Below are 15684 nucleotides of genomic sequence, written 5' to 3'. Positions count from 1 at the left end.
CGAAAACGCCAGTCAATGGGAAAAACACCGCCGTTGGACGATCACGGCAGCGGCGCGGAAAGGGCGAAAACCACGCTTGTTCTTAGCGATTTCTGCACCATCCGACCTCATCGCGTCTTAACCGTCGCCTGCTAATGTGGCGCTCACAGGGGCCGAGGGGGAAAGCAGCATCTCGATGTTTGTCGACGGAGAGAAATTCGCCGGGGAAGCGACGTCGCAGGAGCGTCGCGACGAAGCCCAGCCGGACGCGCGCGTACTCGGCCATGTCGTGCAATGCGACGGATCGCGCGCAACGATCGCGGCGTTTGCTGATGTCGGCGGCGGGATGACTGGCCTTTGGACCGTCGGCCGAATGATTTCCATCAATCTCGGCTCCACCCGCACTGTCGGCCTGGTCTACGCAATAGCCAAGCCCGACAGGGCGTGGAATGCGAATGACCGCAATGCGATCGAAGTCAGCGTCGAGCTGATTGGCGAGGTGCGCGACACTCCCCCGCTGGGCAAGCCGGTCTTCGATCGCGGCATCACCACCTATCCGCATATCGGTGCCGTTGCGCACCGCATCCGCATGCGCGACCTGCAGGCAACTTACGACCTCGCCGGCCGACCTGCCGTCACCATCGGCACACTTTCGCAAGACGAAGCGATCGAGGCCCGCATTGCCATAGACGATACGCTGACGCGCCATTTTGCCGTGGTCGGCACCACCGGCGTTGGCAAATCGACGGCGGTGTCGCTGCTCCTGCGCAAGACCATCCAGGCAAAGCCGGATCTGCGCGTGCTGATCCTCGATCCGCACAACGAGTTCGCGGCGGCTCTGCCGGATCTCAGCGTCAGGGTCGACACGTCGACGCTTGATCTTCCATTCTGGCTGTTCCGGCTGGAGGAATTTGCCGAAGTGCTGTTTCGCGGGCGCGAAGTCGTCCCAGACGAAATCGATGTGCTGCGCGACCTCATTCCGAGCGCCAAGAACATGTACCGCAACCCCGGCGCGGGCGCCTTCCTGCGCCGGGGCGGCGATGCGGTGACTGCCGACACGCCTGTTCCCTACCGCATCGCCGACCTGATCAGACAGCTCGACGAGCGCATGGGATTGCTTGAAAGCAAAAATGATCGTCCGGTCTATCGCTCGCTGAAAACCCGCATCGAAGCTGCGGTCGCCGATCCTCGCTATCGCTTCATGTTCGCGTCGCGGCTGATCGAGGACACGATCCATCAGACGGTCGGCAATATTTTTCGCATTCCCCATGGCGGCCGGCCGATCACCTGCTTCGAAATGGCTGGCATGCCGTCCGAAGTGGTGAATTCGGTCTGTTCCGTTCTGGCGCGGCTCGCCTTCGATCTTGCCCTGTGGAGCGAGGGCCGCTTGCGCCTCCTCGTGCTGTGCGAGGAGGCCCATCGCTATATGCCTGCCGATCCGCGGCTCGGTTTTGCGCCAACCCGCCACGCTTTGTCGCGGATCGCCAAGGAAGGCCGCAAATATGGCTGCTACCTCGGCGTGGTGACCCAGCGACCGGGAGAACTCGACCCAACGGTTCTTTCGCAGTGCTCGACGGTGTTTGCCATGCGGCTTGCCAACGAGCAGGACCAGGCAATCATCCGCTCGGCGATTGCCGATTCCTCCGCCTCGACGCTTTCCTTCCTGTCGTCCATGGGCCAGCGCGAGGCGATTGCCTTCGGCGAGGGCGTGGCGACCACCATGCGGCTCAAGTTCGAACGCCTGCCGGATAACCTGATCCCCGGCACAGCAAGCCGAAATCCCTTCGAGTCTTCGCCTTCGAATGGCGATGACGTGGACCTTGCCGCTATCGTGGAAAAATTGCGCAACGTGCCGCGGCCGCAGCAGGCCCTTGGCTTCGCCGAGCCGGTCGATGTGCAACGCCAGGCCGGCGATCCGGAATATCGCAAGCCCGCCCCACCGCCTCCCCCGCCGGAAGATCTGGATGTCGCCTTCGGCCTGAAACCGACGACATTCGGGCTCCGTCCGCGCTCGGACTGAGCAGCGCTGATCTTGATTGTATCGGAAGCTTCGAAGGGAGATCAGGCGCTGACGCGGTTCCGCCCCTGACGCTTGGCGTCATAGAGCTGCTTGTCGGCGCGCCGGTAGAACGCTTCGGCGCTCTCTTTCCTGTCCCATGTCGCAAGACCGAGGCTGGCGGTGATCTTCAGGCGCACATTTCCCGAAACCACGGTAGTGGCCGCGATGGCCTTCCTGATGCGTTCCGCAAGCGCGAACAGCCTTTCCTTGTCCATGTTGGGCGCCACAATTGCAAATTCCTCGCCGCCAAGTCGCGCCACGACATCATGGTAGCGTGTCATGTCCTTCAGGCATTTGGCGACGGCACGCAGCACTTCATCGCCTATATCATGGCCATGGGTGTCATTGACCTGCTTGAAATGATCGAGGTCGAGGATCATCAAGCCCACCGGCTTGTCGATGCGTCGGAATTCGTCGAGATATTCGGTCAGCGCATCGTCGAAATAGCGCCGGTTCTGCATCCCTGTAAGCGCATCGGTCAGCGCAGCATGCTCAAGCGTCTCGGAACGGGCACTCAGCGAGGCGGTCATGGCGCGCAATTCGCCTTCTTCCCGCGCCTGGGTGCGCAGCAGCGGATAAATGAAGAAAACGCCGAAGACGAGCGCTGTCGCCAACAGCACGCCCGCCGCCGAAAGCAATTTCGACAGATAGGCGATCGTCTCCAGTTGTTCAGGCTGATGAAGTGTCTCAACGGAGCCACGCAGCGCGTCATAGGCCAAAATCGTCGCGACACCGGCGCCAAGAATGACGGTCATAAAGACAAAGAATGCCGATTCCGACTTGTGGACGCGCATAGACTTTCCGCTGGCCAACTTCCGGATTCCGTTATGCCATGGTTGGCCTTACGGGGAGTTAATCGCGGCAACCGTCGCGTGAGTTCTGCACTGAACAGCAACCGCAGGCAGGGCGCAATGGTCCTGCCGTTCTCGACAATGATCTGCCTACGCCATGGTCGTGATGCGCTTCCACTCGGGCCCAAGCTGGTTGCGGAACCATGTCGCCTGACGCTTGGAATATTGCCTGGTTGCAATTTTTGCGCGCATAATCGCCTCGGAAAGCGTGATTTCGCCGGAAGCCGCCGCCTGAAGCTCACGAAGACCGATAGCTTTCATCGCCGGCAACGCCGGATCGAGTTCCAGTGCGGTCACTGCTCGCACCTCCTCCATCGCGCCCAAAGCCAGCATCGCATCGAAACGCCGGTCTATCCGATCGACAAGCGCCTCCCGCTTCGGCTCGATCACGAAAAAGTGTGCGCTTGCCCGATCAATTAGTGGACGTCCCTTTTCCGCCTGCCAGCGCAGGATCGACTTGCCGGAAGCTTCGAGCACTTCCAATGCCCGCACGATGCGCTGGCCGTCGGTGGGCTTCAGGCGAAGGGCAACGTCCGGGTCTTCCCGGCGAAGGATACGATGCAGGCGGTCGGGTCCGTCCTCGGTCAGCCGATAACGCCAGCGGTCGCGGATTTGCGGCGGGATGTCGGGCATTTCAGAAATGCCCTCGGCCAAGGCACGAAAGTAAAGGCCGGTGCCGCCGACGAAGATCGGCACTTTCCCCGCAAACACCTCCTCGTCCATGAGTTTCATGACATCGCGCAGCCACGCGCCGGTGGAATAGGCGGTTTTCGGCGAAACATGGCCATAAAGGTAATGCGGCGCGCGCTTCATGTCCGCCTCCGTCGGCCGTGCCGTCAGCACGTTCAGCACCGAATAGGTTTGCATGGAATCGGTGTTGACGATGACGCCGCCCTTTTCCTCGGCAAGAGCGAGCGCCATGGCCGACTTGCCGCTGGCGGTAGGCCCGGCTATCAGGAACGCGTTCCTGATCCGCCCTTCGTTCCTGTCAGTACCGGATTTATCGATGTCGCTCGTTGCCACGCTTGTTTCCCATCCGGCCCAACGCCGCCTGTCGCCCACGCTGGCGAATATGGCGTTGCGTGCGCTCGGCGCAAGCCGCATCGAATGGCTCGGCGAGTCAATCGCCTGCGAACTCGCGGTTCCGGAAGGAATGCAGGCCGTCGAGGCGGATGCCGCCCTGCGTGACGCACTCGCCTCCGAGCCGGTCGACATCGTCGTGCAGGAGCGCGAGGGCCGCGCCAAGAAAATCCTGATAGCCGACATGGATTCGACCATGATCGACCAGGAATGCATTGATGAGCTGGCCGACGAGATCGGTCTGAAGGATCAGGTTGCCTCCATTACCGCGCGTTCGATGAACGGCGAGATCGCCTTCGAGCCGGCACTGCGTGAACGCGTCGCGCTGCTGAAAGGGCTGGATATGGCGGTCATCGAGCGGATCATCGCCGGCCGCCTCACATTGGCCTCGGGCGGGCGCGAACTGGTGGCAACAATGCGCCGGCGGGGTGCCTACACTGCGCTCGTCTCCGGTGGGTTCGACGTATTTACCTCGCGCGTCGGCGCCATGCTGGGCTTTGACGAGCACCGGGCCAATCGGCTGATCGAACGCGAGGGCTGTCTCACCGGCGAAACCGTGGAACCCATTCTCGGGCGCGCCGCCAAAGCAGAGGCTCTTCTCGAAATTTCCGCCCGCTTCGGCCTCACCCCTGCCGACGCGATCGCCGTTGGCGACGGCGCCAACGACCTCGACATGATCCGCCTGGCCGGCACGGGTGTCGCCCTGCACGCCAAGCCGGTGGTTGCGGCCGAAGCAAGGATACGCATCGATCATGGCGACCTCACCGCGCTCCTTTACATCCAAGGCTATCGTCAGACGGATTTCGTGACATGAGGCCGATACGCACCGGCCGCCTCATCCTGCGCAACTGGGAGGAGCGCGACCGCGAGCTGTTTTTTCGGATAAACTCCGACGACACCGTCATGGAATTCTTTCCGTTCCGCCGCGACCGCGCCCGCTCCGATGCGATGATGGACAAGCTGCGCGACGAAGCAGCCTCGCTCGGCTATGGGTTCACCGCGGTCGAAGTCGCGGAATCCGGCGCATGCATCGGCTTTGTCGGCTTGCATGATGCCGAGATCGAGCCATTGGTGCCGGCCGGAACCCTTGAGATCGGCTGGCGGCTGGCGCCGGAGTTCTGGGGCCATGGCTATGTCACCGAGGCCGCTGAAGCGATGCTCCGCTTCGGCTTCGAAGAGCTCGGCAAGCCGGAGATCATCTCATTTGCGGTGTGGAACAATGACCGCTCGACCGCAGTCATGCGGCGGCTTGGCATGACCCGCGACATCGAAGCGGATTTCGACCATCCGAGCGTGCCCGACACCCATCCTGAACTGAAGCGGCATGTGCTGTACCGGCTTTCGAGGCAAGACTGGCAGGCAAGAAAAAAGGCGGCCGAATAGCCGCCTTTTATTATTCGATCGCAATGGCTTGCGTCGGTTTTCCGACTCAATCCATTCGCACGGTCACAAACCGCAGCTCGCCGGATTTGGACGCCAGCATCAAAAGCGCGTTCTTGCGTCCCTGCTCCTTCAGCGTGTTGATGCGGTCCATCGCCTCCTTAGGCGATGAGACGGTTTCCTGGGCAATTTCCGTAATGACCTCGCCGGCCAGAATTCCACGCTCGGCAGCCGCCGAGCCCGGCTCCACTTCGGTGACGACCACGCCTGCGACATCCGCTCCGATCTCGAATTTCGAGCGGCTGTCGTCGTTCAGTTCGCCGATGGTCATGCCGAGAACCGAGACGGTTGCCGCGAGCGAGCCATCCGGCGCCGACTGATCGGCGTCATCGGCCTTGGCGAGCTTTTCCCCGTCCTCGAGGCGGCCGAGCGTCACCTTGACGGTTTGCTCGACGCCCTTGCGAACGATCTCGACATCGACCGCCTTGCCGACCGGGCTTTCAGCGACGACGCGCGGCAGGTCGCGCATCTCTTCGACTTCCTTGCCATCGAACTTCGTGATCACGTCACCCGGCAGGATCGTGCCATTGTCGACCGGACCGCCCCTCATTACGCCTGCGACCAGAGCACCCTTGGCGTCCTTCATGCCGAGGCTTTCGGCGATCTCATCGGTGACCGGCTGAATGCGCACGCCAAGCCAGCCACGCCGCGTCTCGCCGAACTCGGCAAGCTGCGTGACGACGCCCGCCGCAAGTTCGGAAGGTATCGAAAAGCCGATGCCGATCGATCCGCCGGTTGGCGAGATGATGGCAGTGTTGATGCCGACCACCTCGCCGTACATGTTGAACAACGGCCCGCCGGAATTGCCCCGGTTGATCGCCGCATCGGTCTGGATGAAGTCGTCATAGGGGCCGGAATTGATGTCGCGATTGCGCGCTGAAATGATCCCGACGGTGACGGAGCCGCCGAGGCCGAAAGGATTGCCGACAGCCATCACCCAGTCGCCGATGCGCATCTTGGCTGAATCGCCGAATTTTACGGCAGTCAGCTTCTTGGCTTTCGGGTCGATCTTGAGAACGGCGATATCCGTCTTGGAATCGGTACCCACCAGTTCCGCCTTCAGCTTGGAACCATCGGAGAAATTCACCTCGATCTCGTCGGCGTCCGCGATCACGTGGTTGTTGGTAACGACGATGCCTTTCTCGGCATCGACCACGAAGCCGGAGCCGAGCGACTGTACTTTCTGGGAACCGCCCCCGCCGCCGTCCTCGCCCGGGCGGTTCTTGAAGAAGTCGTCGAAGAAATCCTGAAACGGCGAGCCTTCCGGCAGTTGCGGCATCGGCACCGCGCCTGGGCCACCACCGCCCTTCACTGTCTGCGAGGTCGAGATGTTGACCACTGCACCCAGCAGCCCTTCTGCAAGATCAGCCACCGAAGCCGGGCCTTGCGCGGGCGGCTGGGGCCTGTCCTGCGCCGCTGCGGGACCGCCAAAAGGCTGGATCAAGACTGTGCCGAGTGCGAAGGCTGCCGTCGCGGCGACAAATGTATTTCGCAGGCGAGGCAGAATGGTTCGGGATATCATCGGGAAGTGCCTCCGGATCGGTGTCAGGCCATCTTGATAAAAAATAAGGCGTGTTTGCGGCTTTGCCTACGGCTTTTCGTGCGTCGGGCGTGAAGTTGCGTCAGCCGCGCGCCAGCCAGACGATGCCGACGCCAAGCGCAATCGCGGCCAGGCCGGCAACGCGCAAATGGTTCTCCGGCGTCGAAAGAACCTCCGACGCCAGCTTTCGAGCAAGACCGGGAAAGCCGCCATAGACCAGTCCTTCAACGACAAAGACCAGCCCCATGGCGGCTATGAAATCCCACATGGCCGGGATTTCAGGGATTGGCGCCGGTATCGGGCTGCGGAGCCGCAGCGCCGCCGGCAGGTGCGGTTCCCGCAGCCGGCGCGGCTGCTCCGGTATTGCCGCCTTGGGCACCGCGGAAATAGCGGAAGAATTCCGCTTCCGGCGAAAGCACCATCGTCGTACCCGAGCCTTCCAAAGCCTCCGTATAGGCTTTCATCGAGCGGTAGAATTCAAAGAATTCCGGGTCGCGCTCGAAGGCTGCCGCAAAGGCCGCATTGCGGGCGGCTTCACCTTCACCACGCAGGATTTCCGATTCCCTGCGCGCCTCGGCAACCGTCTCGATCACCTCGCGATCGGCACGGGCACGGATGCGCTGTGCCGCCTCGCGACCGCGCGCCCTCAGCCTTTCGGCCTCGGCAAGACGCTCGGCTTTCATGCGCTCGAAGGTCTGCTCGGAAACGTCCTGCGTGAGATCGGTGCGGCGAATGCGGACATCCTCGATCTCCAGCCCCAGCGACGTGGCGTCCGGACGCAGTTGGTCGCGCACTTCGCGCATCATCGAGGCGCGTTCCTCCGACAGCGCCGCCTCAAAGCCGCGCAAACCGTATACCCGGCGCAATGCCGCGTCGAAACGGGTCCTGAGACGCGCCTCGGCCAATGCGATATTGCCCGACACCGCCTGCCGGAAACGCCGCGGATCGGAGATGCGATAGGCCATGAACGCGTCGACGTCGTAGAACTTGCCGCCGGAGACCTGAACGCGGATGTCATCGAGATCGAAGCGCAGCACGCGGTTTTCGACCATCTGGACGTTGTCGGCCTCGAACATGCCGAACGGCGCCTTGAAATAGATTCCCGGCTCGCTCTTCACGTCGACGATCTCGCCGAAGCGCAGGATGATCGCCTGCTGCTTCGCGTTGACCACGAACACCGACGAATAGAGGATGAACAGAATGGCAAGGACAACAAAGGCAATAATGGGGAGTCGGTTGGCCATTAGTTGTTTCCTCCCGTAGCATTGGCGGCGGGTGCTGCCGGCGCGCGCTTTTGCAGTTCAGGCAGCGGCAGATACGGCACTACGCCCTGGCCCTCGCCCTGCCCGACAATAACCTTGTTGGAACCTTTCAGCACCTTTTCCATGGTTTCGAGATAGAGCCGCTCGCGCGTCACGGCGGGAGCCTTGGCATATTCCTCGTAGACCGAGATGAAGCGCTGCGCCTCACCTTCGGCTTCCTGGACGACGCGGTTCTTGTAGGCTGCGGCCTCTTCGCGGATCTGGGCTGCCTCACCGCGTGCCTGGCCAAGTTTCTGGTTCGAATACTGGTTGGATTCCTCGACGAAGCGGTCTTCGTCCTGCTCGGCGCGCTGCACCTCGCTGAACGCATCGGCCACTTCACGCGGCGGCGACGCATCCTCGATCGAGATTGCGGTCACGGAGAGCCCGGCGCCATATTCGTCGAGTGAGTTCTGGATGATTTCCCGCACTGCCTCCGCTATGCCCTGGCGGTCGTCACGGAAGATGTCCTGCGCCGGGCGCCGGCCGACTGCTTCGCGCATGGCGCTTTCGGCAACCTGGCGCAGCATTTCGTCGGGCGCGGAGACATTGAACAGATATGCGCTCGGGTCTGAAACCTGATAGGCCACCGAAAACTGGACGTTTACGATATTCTGATCGCCCGACAGCATCAGGCCAGAATCCCCGGTTTCACGCGAGCCGCTGCCGATATTGACAAGCTTCTCGGCCGTCGTGGCCCTTTCGACGGTTTCGATCGGCCACCAGTGGAAATGCAGGCCCGGCTGCGAGAGTTCGGTCTTCGGCTTGCCGAAGCGTAGTTCGACCGCCACTTCATCAGGCTGCACGGTGTAGATCGCCTGGAATGCCCAGAACACCACGACCGCAAGTGCAATCAGCGCAAAAAGCGCCGGACTTCCCGTGCCACCCCCGGGAAGCACGCTCTTCAGCTTGTCCTGGCCGCGGCGGATGATGTCTTCAAGATCGGGTGGGGTTCCCTGCGGACCGCTCGGGCCACGCGGCCCCTGGCCCCACGGCCCGCCGCCATTACCGCCGCCGCCCCATGGACCGCCGCCTCCTCCGCTCTGATTGTTCCAGGGCATGAATGTCCTCTCGGTTCAAATCCTCGACGCACCGGCCGCAAGGTGCGAACAGTCGTATTCCTTCTATAGGGACGCCATACCGCGCTTTCAACGCGCTCGCCCTCGGCACCCTCGATTTTCGAGATTTGGTGCGGCCCGCGCCTCTTCAATGCACGGTCGGGCGCCGTTCGTAAACGGTGTAACGTGTCGCAAGGCTGTCATTTTTACCGACAGGCACGTCGAACGTCCGCACCATGCGCCAGATTTCCGGATCGATCTCTGGAAAGCGCGTGTCGCCGTCGACAGAGGCCAGAACATGCGTCACATAGAGCTTGTCGGTCAGCGGCAGGGCTTGCCGATATATCTCCCCACCGCCGATGATGCAGATTTCGTCGGCATCCGGCAAATCTTGCGCGCGTATCCGCGCAAGCGCAACGGCATCCTCGAACGAGTTGACCACTTCCGCACCCTCGGCGCGGAATGACTTGTCGCGAGTCACGACGATGCTGATCCGGCCCGGAAGCGGACGCCCGATGCTTTCCCAGGTCTTGCGGCCCATGATGATAGGCTTGCCCATGGTATCGGCCTTGAAGCGCTTGAGATCGCTCGAAAGCCGCCACGGCAGGCCACCCTCCCTGCCGATCACGCCGTTTTCGGCAATTGCCACCACAATGGCAAGCTTCCTCAAATTCGGGCGTTCAGCAGCCATTCGTGCTCCCTGGCGTTGTGAAATTTCCAAGTCCGCTTCGGACCGGCCATGACATTGAGATAATAGAGATCATAGCCGTGGCAGGCCGCGCAAGGGTGATAGCCCTTCGGCACCAGCACGACATCACCGTCTTCCACCGTCATTGTCTCGTCCAGCGAGCGGTCATCGGTGTAGACGCGCTGGAAGGCGAAGCCCTGCGGCGGGTTCAGGCGGTGATAATAGGTTTCCTCCAGATAGGACTCAGCCGGCAGATCGTCCTGGTCATGCTTGTGCGGCGGATAGCTCGACGTGTGGCCACCCGGCGTGATGACCTCGACCACAAGCAGCGAATCCGCCTTTTCGCTTTCGGGCAGGATGTTGGTCACGTAACGCGTATTGGTGCCCTTGCCGCGCACTTCCTGGCCAAGATCGTTCGGTGCGATAACGCGCACCGGCAGCCCGCCGTCCAGGCCCGGCGCCGAGCAGACCGCCAGTTCCATGTCGGTCTTGGCGGTCACGGACCAGTCCGAGTTTTGCGGCACATAGACCGACCAGGGCTTTCCATCGAACGGCGACATCCGTTCGCCAAGCGTGCCGAGATCTGCGCCGCCCGCCTCGACCTCACCCCTGCCGGTGACGAACACCAGGCAGGCTTCGCGGTTGCCCGTTTGAGCCGAGACAGTGTCGCCCTGCTTCAACCGATGAAGGTCGAAACCGACATAGGTCCAGCCGGCATTTTCCGGCGTGACATGGGCGACGCGTCCGCTCCCGCCCTTTGCCTTCACCAGCAATTTCGACATGGCCTCATTCCTTGTTCGCTTTCTCGGATCCGGCCGGCGGCGAATAGAGGAAAAAGAACTGCCACGCCGCGTAGGCGGCAAAGCCAAGGGCAATCACGGCCCACAAAAGTGCGCCGGACGAAAACTCAATGACTGCCCACGCAATACAGACGACGACCACCGCGATTCGCCGCCAAAGCGGCCGGAAGAATGGATGCTGTGAATCCCTGGTCAAATCAAGCCGGCCTCGTTCAGGAACCGCGTCAGATTCTGGTGACCGAGCCTGGCATAGTCAGCCGGATTGGCCTTTTGCGGATCCTGCTCGGCTTCTACCACGATCCAGCCGGAATAGGGTCCAAGTTCCTTCAACACCCGAACATAGTCGATCATCCCGTCGCCCGGAACGGTATAGACACCGGCCAATACCGAATCGAGGAACGACCAATCCTCCCGGTTTGATTGCCACATCACCGCCTCGCGGACGTCCTTGGCATGTACATGGCTGATGCGCTGCCGGTAGTGGCGCGCCAGCCGCACCGGGTCGGCACCGCCCCATGTGGCATGTCCAGTATCGAGCAGCAGATGCACGGCCTCGCCGGTCACCTCCATGAAGCGATCGATCTCGGCCTCGGACTGAACGACCGTGCCCATATGGTGATGGTAGACGAGTTGCAGCCCGTAATCGCCGCGCACCTCTTCGGCAAATTGCGTGTATCTCTCGCCAAACTGCTTCCATGCATCCTTCGGCAACACCGGACGCGCCGACAGCGGCAGCTTCCGATCCGAATGGATGGCGCCGGATGTCTCGGCGGCGATGAAGACGGAGCAACCCATCTCATTGAGCAGGGTCGCATGCGACTTCGCCGCAATCAATTCGTCGCCAACCCCGCGCGCCAGAAGCTCGGTCGAGTACCAGCCGCCAACAAGCGAATGGCCAAACCTCTCAAGGATCGGCCTGAGTTCGGCGGATTTTCGCGGAAACTTGTTGCCAAGTTCCATGCCGACGAAGCCGGCCGCCTTCGCCTCCTCCAGACATTGCTCCAGCGGAATATTGCCGCCGATCTCCGGCATATCGTCGTTCGACCAGCCGATTGGGTTCGCCCCGATGCGGATCATTCGTTCCTCTCCAAGTCACGTCCCTCCCGCCTCGCCTGCACCTCGTCCTCGTAAGCCTTGCGCGCCTCCCGCACTTGCGGCCGCTCGCTGACTTCCGGCACGGCGACGTCCCACCATGCGCCGCCGGCCTCGGTCGAGACCAGGGGATCGGTTTCGATGACGATCACCGTCGTCCGATCATTGTTTCCGGCGGCCGCGAGCGCCGTTTCCAGCTCGGCCACTGAAGTCACCTTCTGCGAGATCGCGCCGAGGCTCGCCGCATGGGCCGCGAAGTCGATTTCAGGCAAAGTCTGGTGCTTTGCATCCCTTAGGAGGTTGTTGAAGTTCGCCCCCCCCGTCGCGATCTGCAACCGGTTGATGCAGCCGAAGCCGCGATTGTCGAGAAGCACGACGATGAGCTTCAGCCCCAGCATCACCGAGGTGGCGATTTCGGAGTTCAGCATCAGATAGGAGCCGTCACCGACCATGACGACCACCTCGTCATCCGGCTTCGCCAGCTTCACGCCGAGCCCGCCTGCAATCTCGTAGCCCATGCAGGAATAGCCGTACTCGGCATGATAGGTTCCGGGCGCGCCGGCTTGCCACAGTTTGTGCATTTCGCCCGGCAACCCGCCCGCCGCATGGAGCACGGTCGCGCCCGAGCCCATGACGCGCTGTACCGCCCCGATCACCTGTGCGTCGGAAGGCGGCGCAATGTTGGTCGAAGCGGTGACCTTCGCCGCTTGCGCGCTCCATATGGCCTTGGCCGTCATCGCCAGATCGCCCCAATCGGCCGGGGCACGATACGCGCCAAGCGCGGCGCGCAACTCGGCCAGGCCTTCGCGCGCATCCGCCACCAGCGGCAGCGCCCGGTGCTTACCGGCGTCGAATGGCTGGACGTTCAAACCGATAAAACGCCTTTCCGGATTGCGAAACAGCGCCCATGAGCCGGTGGTGAAATCCTGAAGCCGCGTACCGACCGCCAGAATAACGTCGGCCTCTTCCGCCAGGCGGTTTGCCGCCGATGTGCCGGTGACGCCGATTGCCGCCATGTTGAGCGGATGATCGTCCGGAAGCGACGACTTTCCGCCCTGCGTCTCGCAGACCGGAATGCCGGTCGCCTGGACGAACTCCGCCAATTGGTCGGAGGCCTGGGAATAAAGCACGCCGCCGCCGGCGATGATCAGCGGCTTTTCCGCATTTTTTAGCGCCTCGGCCGCCGCCGCAAGTTCGATCTGGTCCGGCCTTTGGCGGCGCGGCGTCCACAGCCGTTCCTCAAAGAAGCTTTCCGGATAGTCATATGCCTGCGCCTGCACGTCCTGGCAGAGCGCCAGCGTCACCGGGCCGCATTCAGCCGGATCGGTGAGCACCTGCATGGCCCGTCCCAGCGCCGGCATGATCTGCTCGGGCCGCGTGATGCGGTCGAAATAGCGCGACACCGGCCGGAAGCAGTCATTGGCCGAAACTGTACCATCACCGAAATCCTCGACCTGTTGGAGCACCGGATCCGGGATGCGGCTGGCGAACACGTCGCCCGGCAGCAGCAGCACCGGCAGGCGATTGACATGCGCAAGCGCTGCCGCCGTCACCATATTCGTAGCACCCGGCCCGATCGAGGTCGTTGCCGCCATCATGCGCTGGCGAAAATGCGCCTTGGCATAGGCGATTGCCGCATGCGCCATCGCCTGCTCATTGTGGGCGCGAAAGGTCGGCAGGTCGTCTCTCACCTGATAGAGCGCTTCGCCGAGCCCTGCGACATTGCCATGGCCGAATATCGCCCAGACGCCGCCGAAAAGCGGCAGTCTTTGCCCGTCCATCTCGGTCATCTGACGGCTGAGGAAGCGCGTCAGTGCCTGCGCCATGGTCAGCCGGATGGTGTTCGTCATGTTCTCCTCCCGCTTTTGGACGCCGCAAGCCAGGCTTCAGTCAGCCTTTTGAACCGCGCAGCCATGTCGGCGACAGCTTCCTCGTCCGAGATCGTTCCGGCCAGCCATTTCTCGGCGGCATCGACAAATATGGTACGGCCAACGGCAAAGCCCTTCACCACCTTTGCTCCAGCGGTTGCGGCGAAGGCCGCCTCAAGCTCCTCCTGCGGCGCCTCCAGCCCGAGCAGAAGAACGCCCCGGCACCAAGGATCATGTCGGGCGATTACGGCTTCTATCTCCTTCCACGCTGTGCTCGACGCCTGCGGCTCCAGCTTCCACCAATCGGGTTTGATTCCAAGCGCATAGAGCTCTTCCAGCACGCGCGGCACCGTATCTTCGGCAAGCTTGCCGTGCTTGCCGGCGATGATTTCCACCAGCAATTCGCGGCCGACCTTGCGCGCCGCCTCGAACAAGGCGCGCAGCTTCTGCTGCTGCTCTTCCTTCAACTCAGGCGGATCATCCGGGTGGTAGAAGCACAGGCATTTGATGCAGTGATCGACCGGCCATTCGGCCAATTGCGAACCGATATCCTGGCTGAATTCGAAGCGCAGCGGTCGCGAGCCCGGCAGTTCGACCGGCCGGCCAAGCCAGGTGAAAGGATGCCGGGCGAATTCGAACATAGCCTCGCGCCCAAGCCGCTCATCGATCAGCATGCCATAGCCGTCGCGCCCGTCGGCCACCTTCGCCGCGGCCCTCACCGCGAGCACCTTGAACGCACCGAGCCGCGCGGGATCGACGCCGAGCCGAGCCGCAATCTCCTCAAGCTGCACGCGATGGTCGACCGCCAGCGCCATCAGCAGCGGAATTTCGCGTCGCCGGTTGGTCGCCCGATGGATATGGTTGAGCGCCTGGTCCTTGCGCAGTGCGTGTTCCTTGCTGCCGTTGGTGAGGAAGAACTGCAATTCCTCGAAGCTCGGAGTTTCCGGCGAGCACAGGAGCCGCGATACCACCAACGCTCCGCATGCATTGGCCCAGGTTGCGGCGGTCCGCAGATCCTCGCCGCGGAGCCAGCCGCGCAAAAAGCCTGACATGAAGGCGTCGCCCGCGCCCAGCACGTTGTACACTTCGATCGGAAACCCCTCGCCCACGATGCCCTGCTCGAGATCATCGGGGATGGGCCCGTCATAGACGACGCAGCCCATGGGTCCGCGCTTGAGTACGATCGTCGCCGAAGAAAGCGACCGGATCGTCTTCAGCGCAGTCAGAAGCTCGGCCTCGCCCGAAGCGATCAGCACTTCCTCCTCCGTGCCGACGATCAGGTCGCAATCGCCGAGCACAGTCTTCATCCGTTCGGAAACGGCCCCCGAGGCAATGTACCGGTTTTCGCCGGCAGCGTGGCCAGCCAGACCCCAGAGGTTCGGTCGATAGTCGATGTCGAGCACAACCTTGCCGCCGGCCTCTTTCATCAGCCGCATGGCCTTGCGCTGGGCAGCTTCGGGACCAGGCCTTGAAAAATGCGTACCCGTCACAACGATCGCGCGGGCGGAAGTGATGAAGGCCGGATCGATGTCGTCTTCGCACAGCGCCATGTCGGCGCAGTTCTCGCGATAGAACAGCAGCGGAAATTTCTGACCGTTTTCGACCGAAAGGACAGCGAGCGCCGTCAGCCGTTCGTTATCGGTGACCAGCCCGTCCACAGAGACCCCTTCCCGATGCATCTGCTCGCGGATGAAGCGGCCCATCTGCTCGTCACCGACCCGAGAGAGCAGCGCCGATTTCAATCCGAGACGGGCTGTGCCGATGGCGATATTGGCCGGACAACCGCCAACGGACTTGGCAAATGACGTCACATCTTCCAGCCGTGAGCCGATCTGCTGGCCATAGAGATCGACCGAGGCGCGGCCGATGGTGATGACGTCGAGAAGATGCGTTCCTGCGTCCGCAACAGCCAAAGTACCCTCCCGAAC

14 protein-coding genes are annotated in these 15684 nt (G+C 62.4%); 3 read left to right on the top strand and 11 right to left on the bottom strand.

The annotated features are described in order from the left end of the window. The first annotated feature begins 175 nt into the window (after nt 1-175). The gene (locus ACLKMW_RS01210; RefSeq protein ID WP_415722546.1) at nt 176-1999 is read left to right on the top strand and encodes an ATP-binding protein; all 1824 of its coding nucleotides are present in this window, start codon (nt 176-178) and stop codon (nt 1997-1999) included. Between the two features lie 41 nt (nt 2000-2040). On the opposite strand, the gene ACLKMW_RS01205 is transcribed toward ACLKMW_RS01210, so the two are convergent. Together ACLKMW_RS01205 and miaA are read right to left on the bottom strand one after the other, a co-directional pair. Continuing rightward, a complete protein-coding gene (locus ACLKMW_RS01205) occupies nt 2041-2832 on the bottom strand; it encodes a GGDEF domain-containing protein (protein WP_415722545.1) in 792 nt (263 codons plus the stop codon). Nucleotides 2833-2979: 147 nt separating this feature from the next. Beyond that, nucleotides 2980-3912: a tRNA (adenosine(37)-N6)-dimethylallyltransferase MiaA gene (gene miaA / locus ACLKMW_RS01200; RefSeq protein WP_415722544.1), complete on the bottom strand. Its 933-nt coding sequence runs from the start codon at nt 3910-3912 to the stop codon at nt 2980-2982. Between miaA and serB the strand changes: the two genes are divergently transcribed. Then, nucleotides 3896-4783, top strand: a complete 888-nt coding sequence (serB, locus tag ACLKMW_RS01195) for a phosphoserine phosphatase SerB (protein WP_415722543.1) — start codon at nt 3896-3898, stop codon at nt 4781-4783. The genes miaA and serB overlap by 17 nt on opposite strands. Beyond that, nucleotides 4780-5352: a GNAT family N-acetyltransferase gene (locus ACLKMW_RS01190; RefSeq protein WP_415722542.1), complete on the top strand. Its 573-nt coding sequence runs from the start codon at nt 4780-4782 to the stop codon at nt 5350-5352. Before serB ends, ACLKMW_RS01190 begins: the two co-directional genes overlap by 4 nt. A 46-nt stretch (nt 5353-5398) precedes the next feature. Here the strand turns inward: ACLKMW_RS01190 and ACLKMW_RS01185 are convergent, their stop codons facing one another. From ACLKMW_RS01185 to ACLKMW_RS01145, 9 genes are all read right to left on the bottom strand, one after another. Beyond that, nucleotides 5399-6931, bottom strand: a complete 1533-nt coding sequence (locus ACLKMW_RS01185) for a DegQ family serine endoprotease (RefSeq protein WP_415722541.1) — start codon at nt 6929-6931, stop codon at nt 5399-5401. A gap of 100 nt (nt 6932-7031) precedes the next feature. Next, entirely contained in the window at nt 7032-7217 is a 186-nt protein-coding gene (locus tag ACLKMW_RS01180; protein ID WP_415722540.1) for a DUF2065 domain-containing protein, read from the bottom strand. 10 nt (nt 7218-7227) lie between these two features. Beyond that, the gene (gene hflC / locus ACLKMW_RS01175) at nt 7228-8193 is read right to left on the bottom strand and encodes a protease modulator HflC (RefSeq protein ID WP_415722539.1); all 966 of its coding nucleotides are present in this window, start codon (nt 8191-8193) and stop codon (nt 7228-7230) included. Then, nucleotides 8193-9311 (bottom strand): FtsH protease activity modulator HflK, encoded by a 1119-nt coding sequence (gene hflK, locus ACLKMW_RS01170; RefSeq protein ID WP_415722538.1) that lies wholly within the window; start codon nt 9309-9311, stop codon nt 8193-8195. Before hflK ends, hflC begins: the two co-directional genes overlap by 1 nt. Before the next feature lie 145 nt (nt 9312-9456). Beyond that, complete coding sequence (locus ACLKMW_RS01165; RefSeq protein WP_415722537.1) at nt 9457-9999, bottom strand: dihydrofolate reductase; 543 nt, start codon at nt 9997-9999, stop codon at nt 9457-9459. Next, entirely contained in the window at nt 9975-10778 is an 804-nt protein-coding gene (iolB, locus tag ACLKMW_RS01160; RefSeq protein ID WP_415722536.1) for a 5-deoxy-glucuronate isomerase, read from the bottom strand. The genes ACLKMW_RS01165 and iolB overlap by 25 nt, the downstream gene beginning before the upstream one ends. A gap of 210 nt (nt 10779-10988) precedes the next feature. Continuing rightward, on the bottom strand, nt 10989-11873 hold the full coding sequence (iolE, locus tag ACLKMW_RS01155; RefSeq protein WP_415722535.1) for a myo-inosose-2 dehydratase: 885 nt from the start codon (nt 11871-11873) through the stop codon (nt 10989-10991). Continuing rightward, nucleotides 11870-13738, bottom strand: a complete 1869-nt coding sequence (iolD, locus tag ACLKMW_RS01150) for a 3D-(3,5/4)-trihydroxycyclohexane-1,2-dione acylhydrolase (decyclizing) (RefSeq protein ID WP_415722534.1) — start codon at nt 13736-13738, stop codon at nt 11870-11872. The genes iolE and iolD overlap by 4 nt, the downstream gene beginning before the upstream one ends. Further along, nucleotides 13735-15669: a bifunctional 5-dehydro-2-deoxygluconokinase/5-dehydro-2-deoxyphosphogluconate aldolase gene (locus ACLKMW_RS01145; protein WP_415722533.1), complete on the bottom strand. Its 1935-nt coding sequence runs from the start codon at nt 15667-15669 to the stop codon at nt 13735-13737. The genes iolD and ACLKMW_RS01145 overlap by 4 nt, the downstream gene beginning before the upstream one ends. Nucleotides 15670-15684: the final 15 nt, after the last annotated feature.

This window comes from Borborobacter xinjiangensis, from assembly GCF_047739745.1.
GTDB lineage: Bacteria > Pseudomonadota > Alphaproteobacteria > Rhizobiales > Rhizobiaceae > Pseudaminobacter.
The sequence above is the reverse complement of the archived record's forward strand: the minus strand, read 5'-3'. Positions and strand labels throughout refer to the sequence as shown.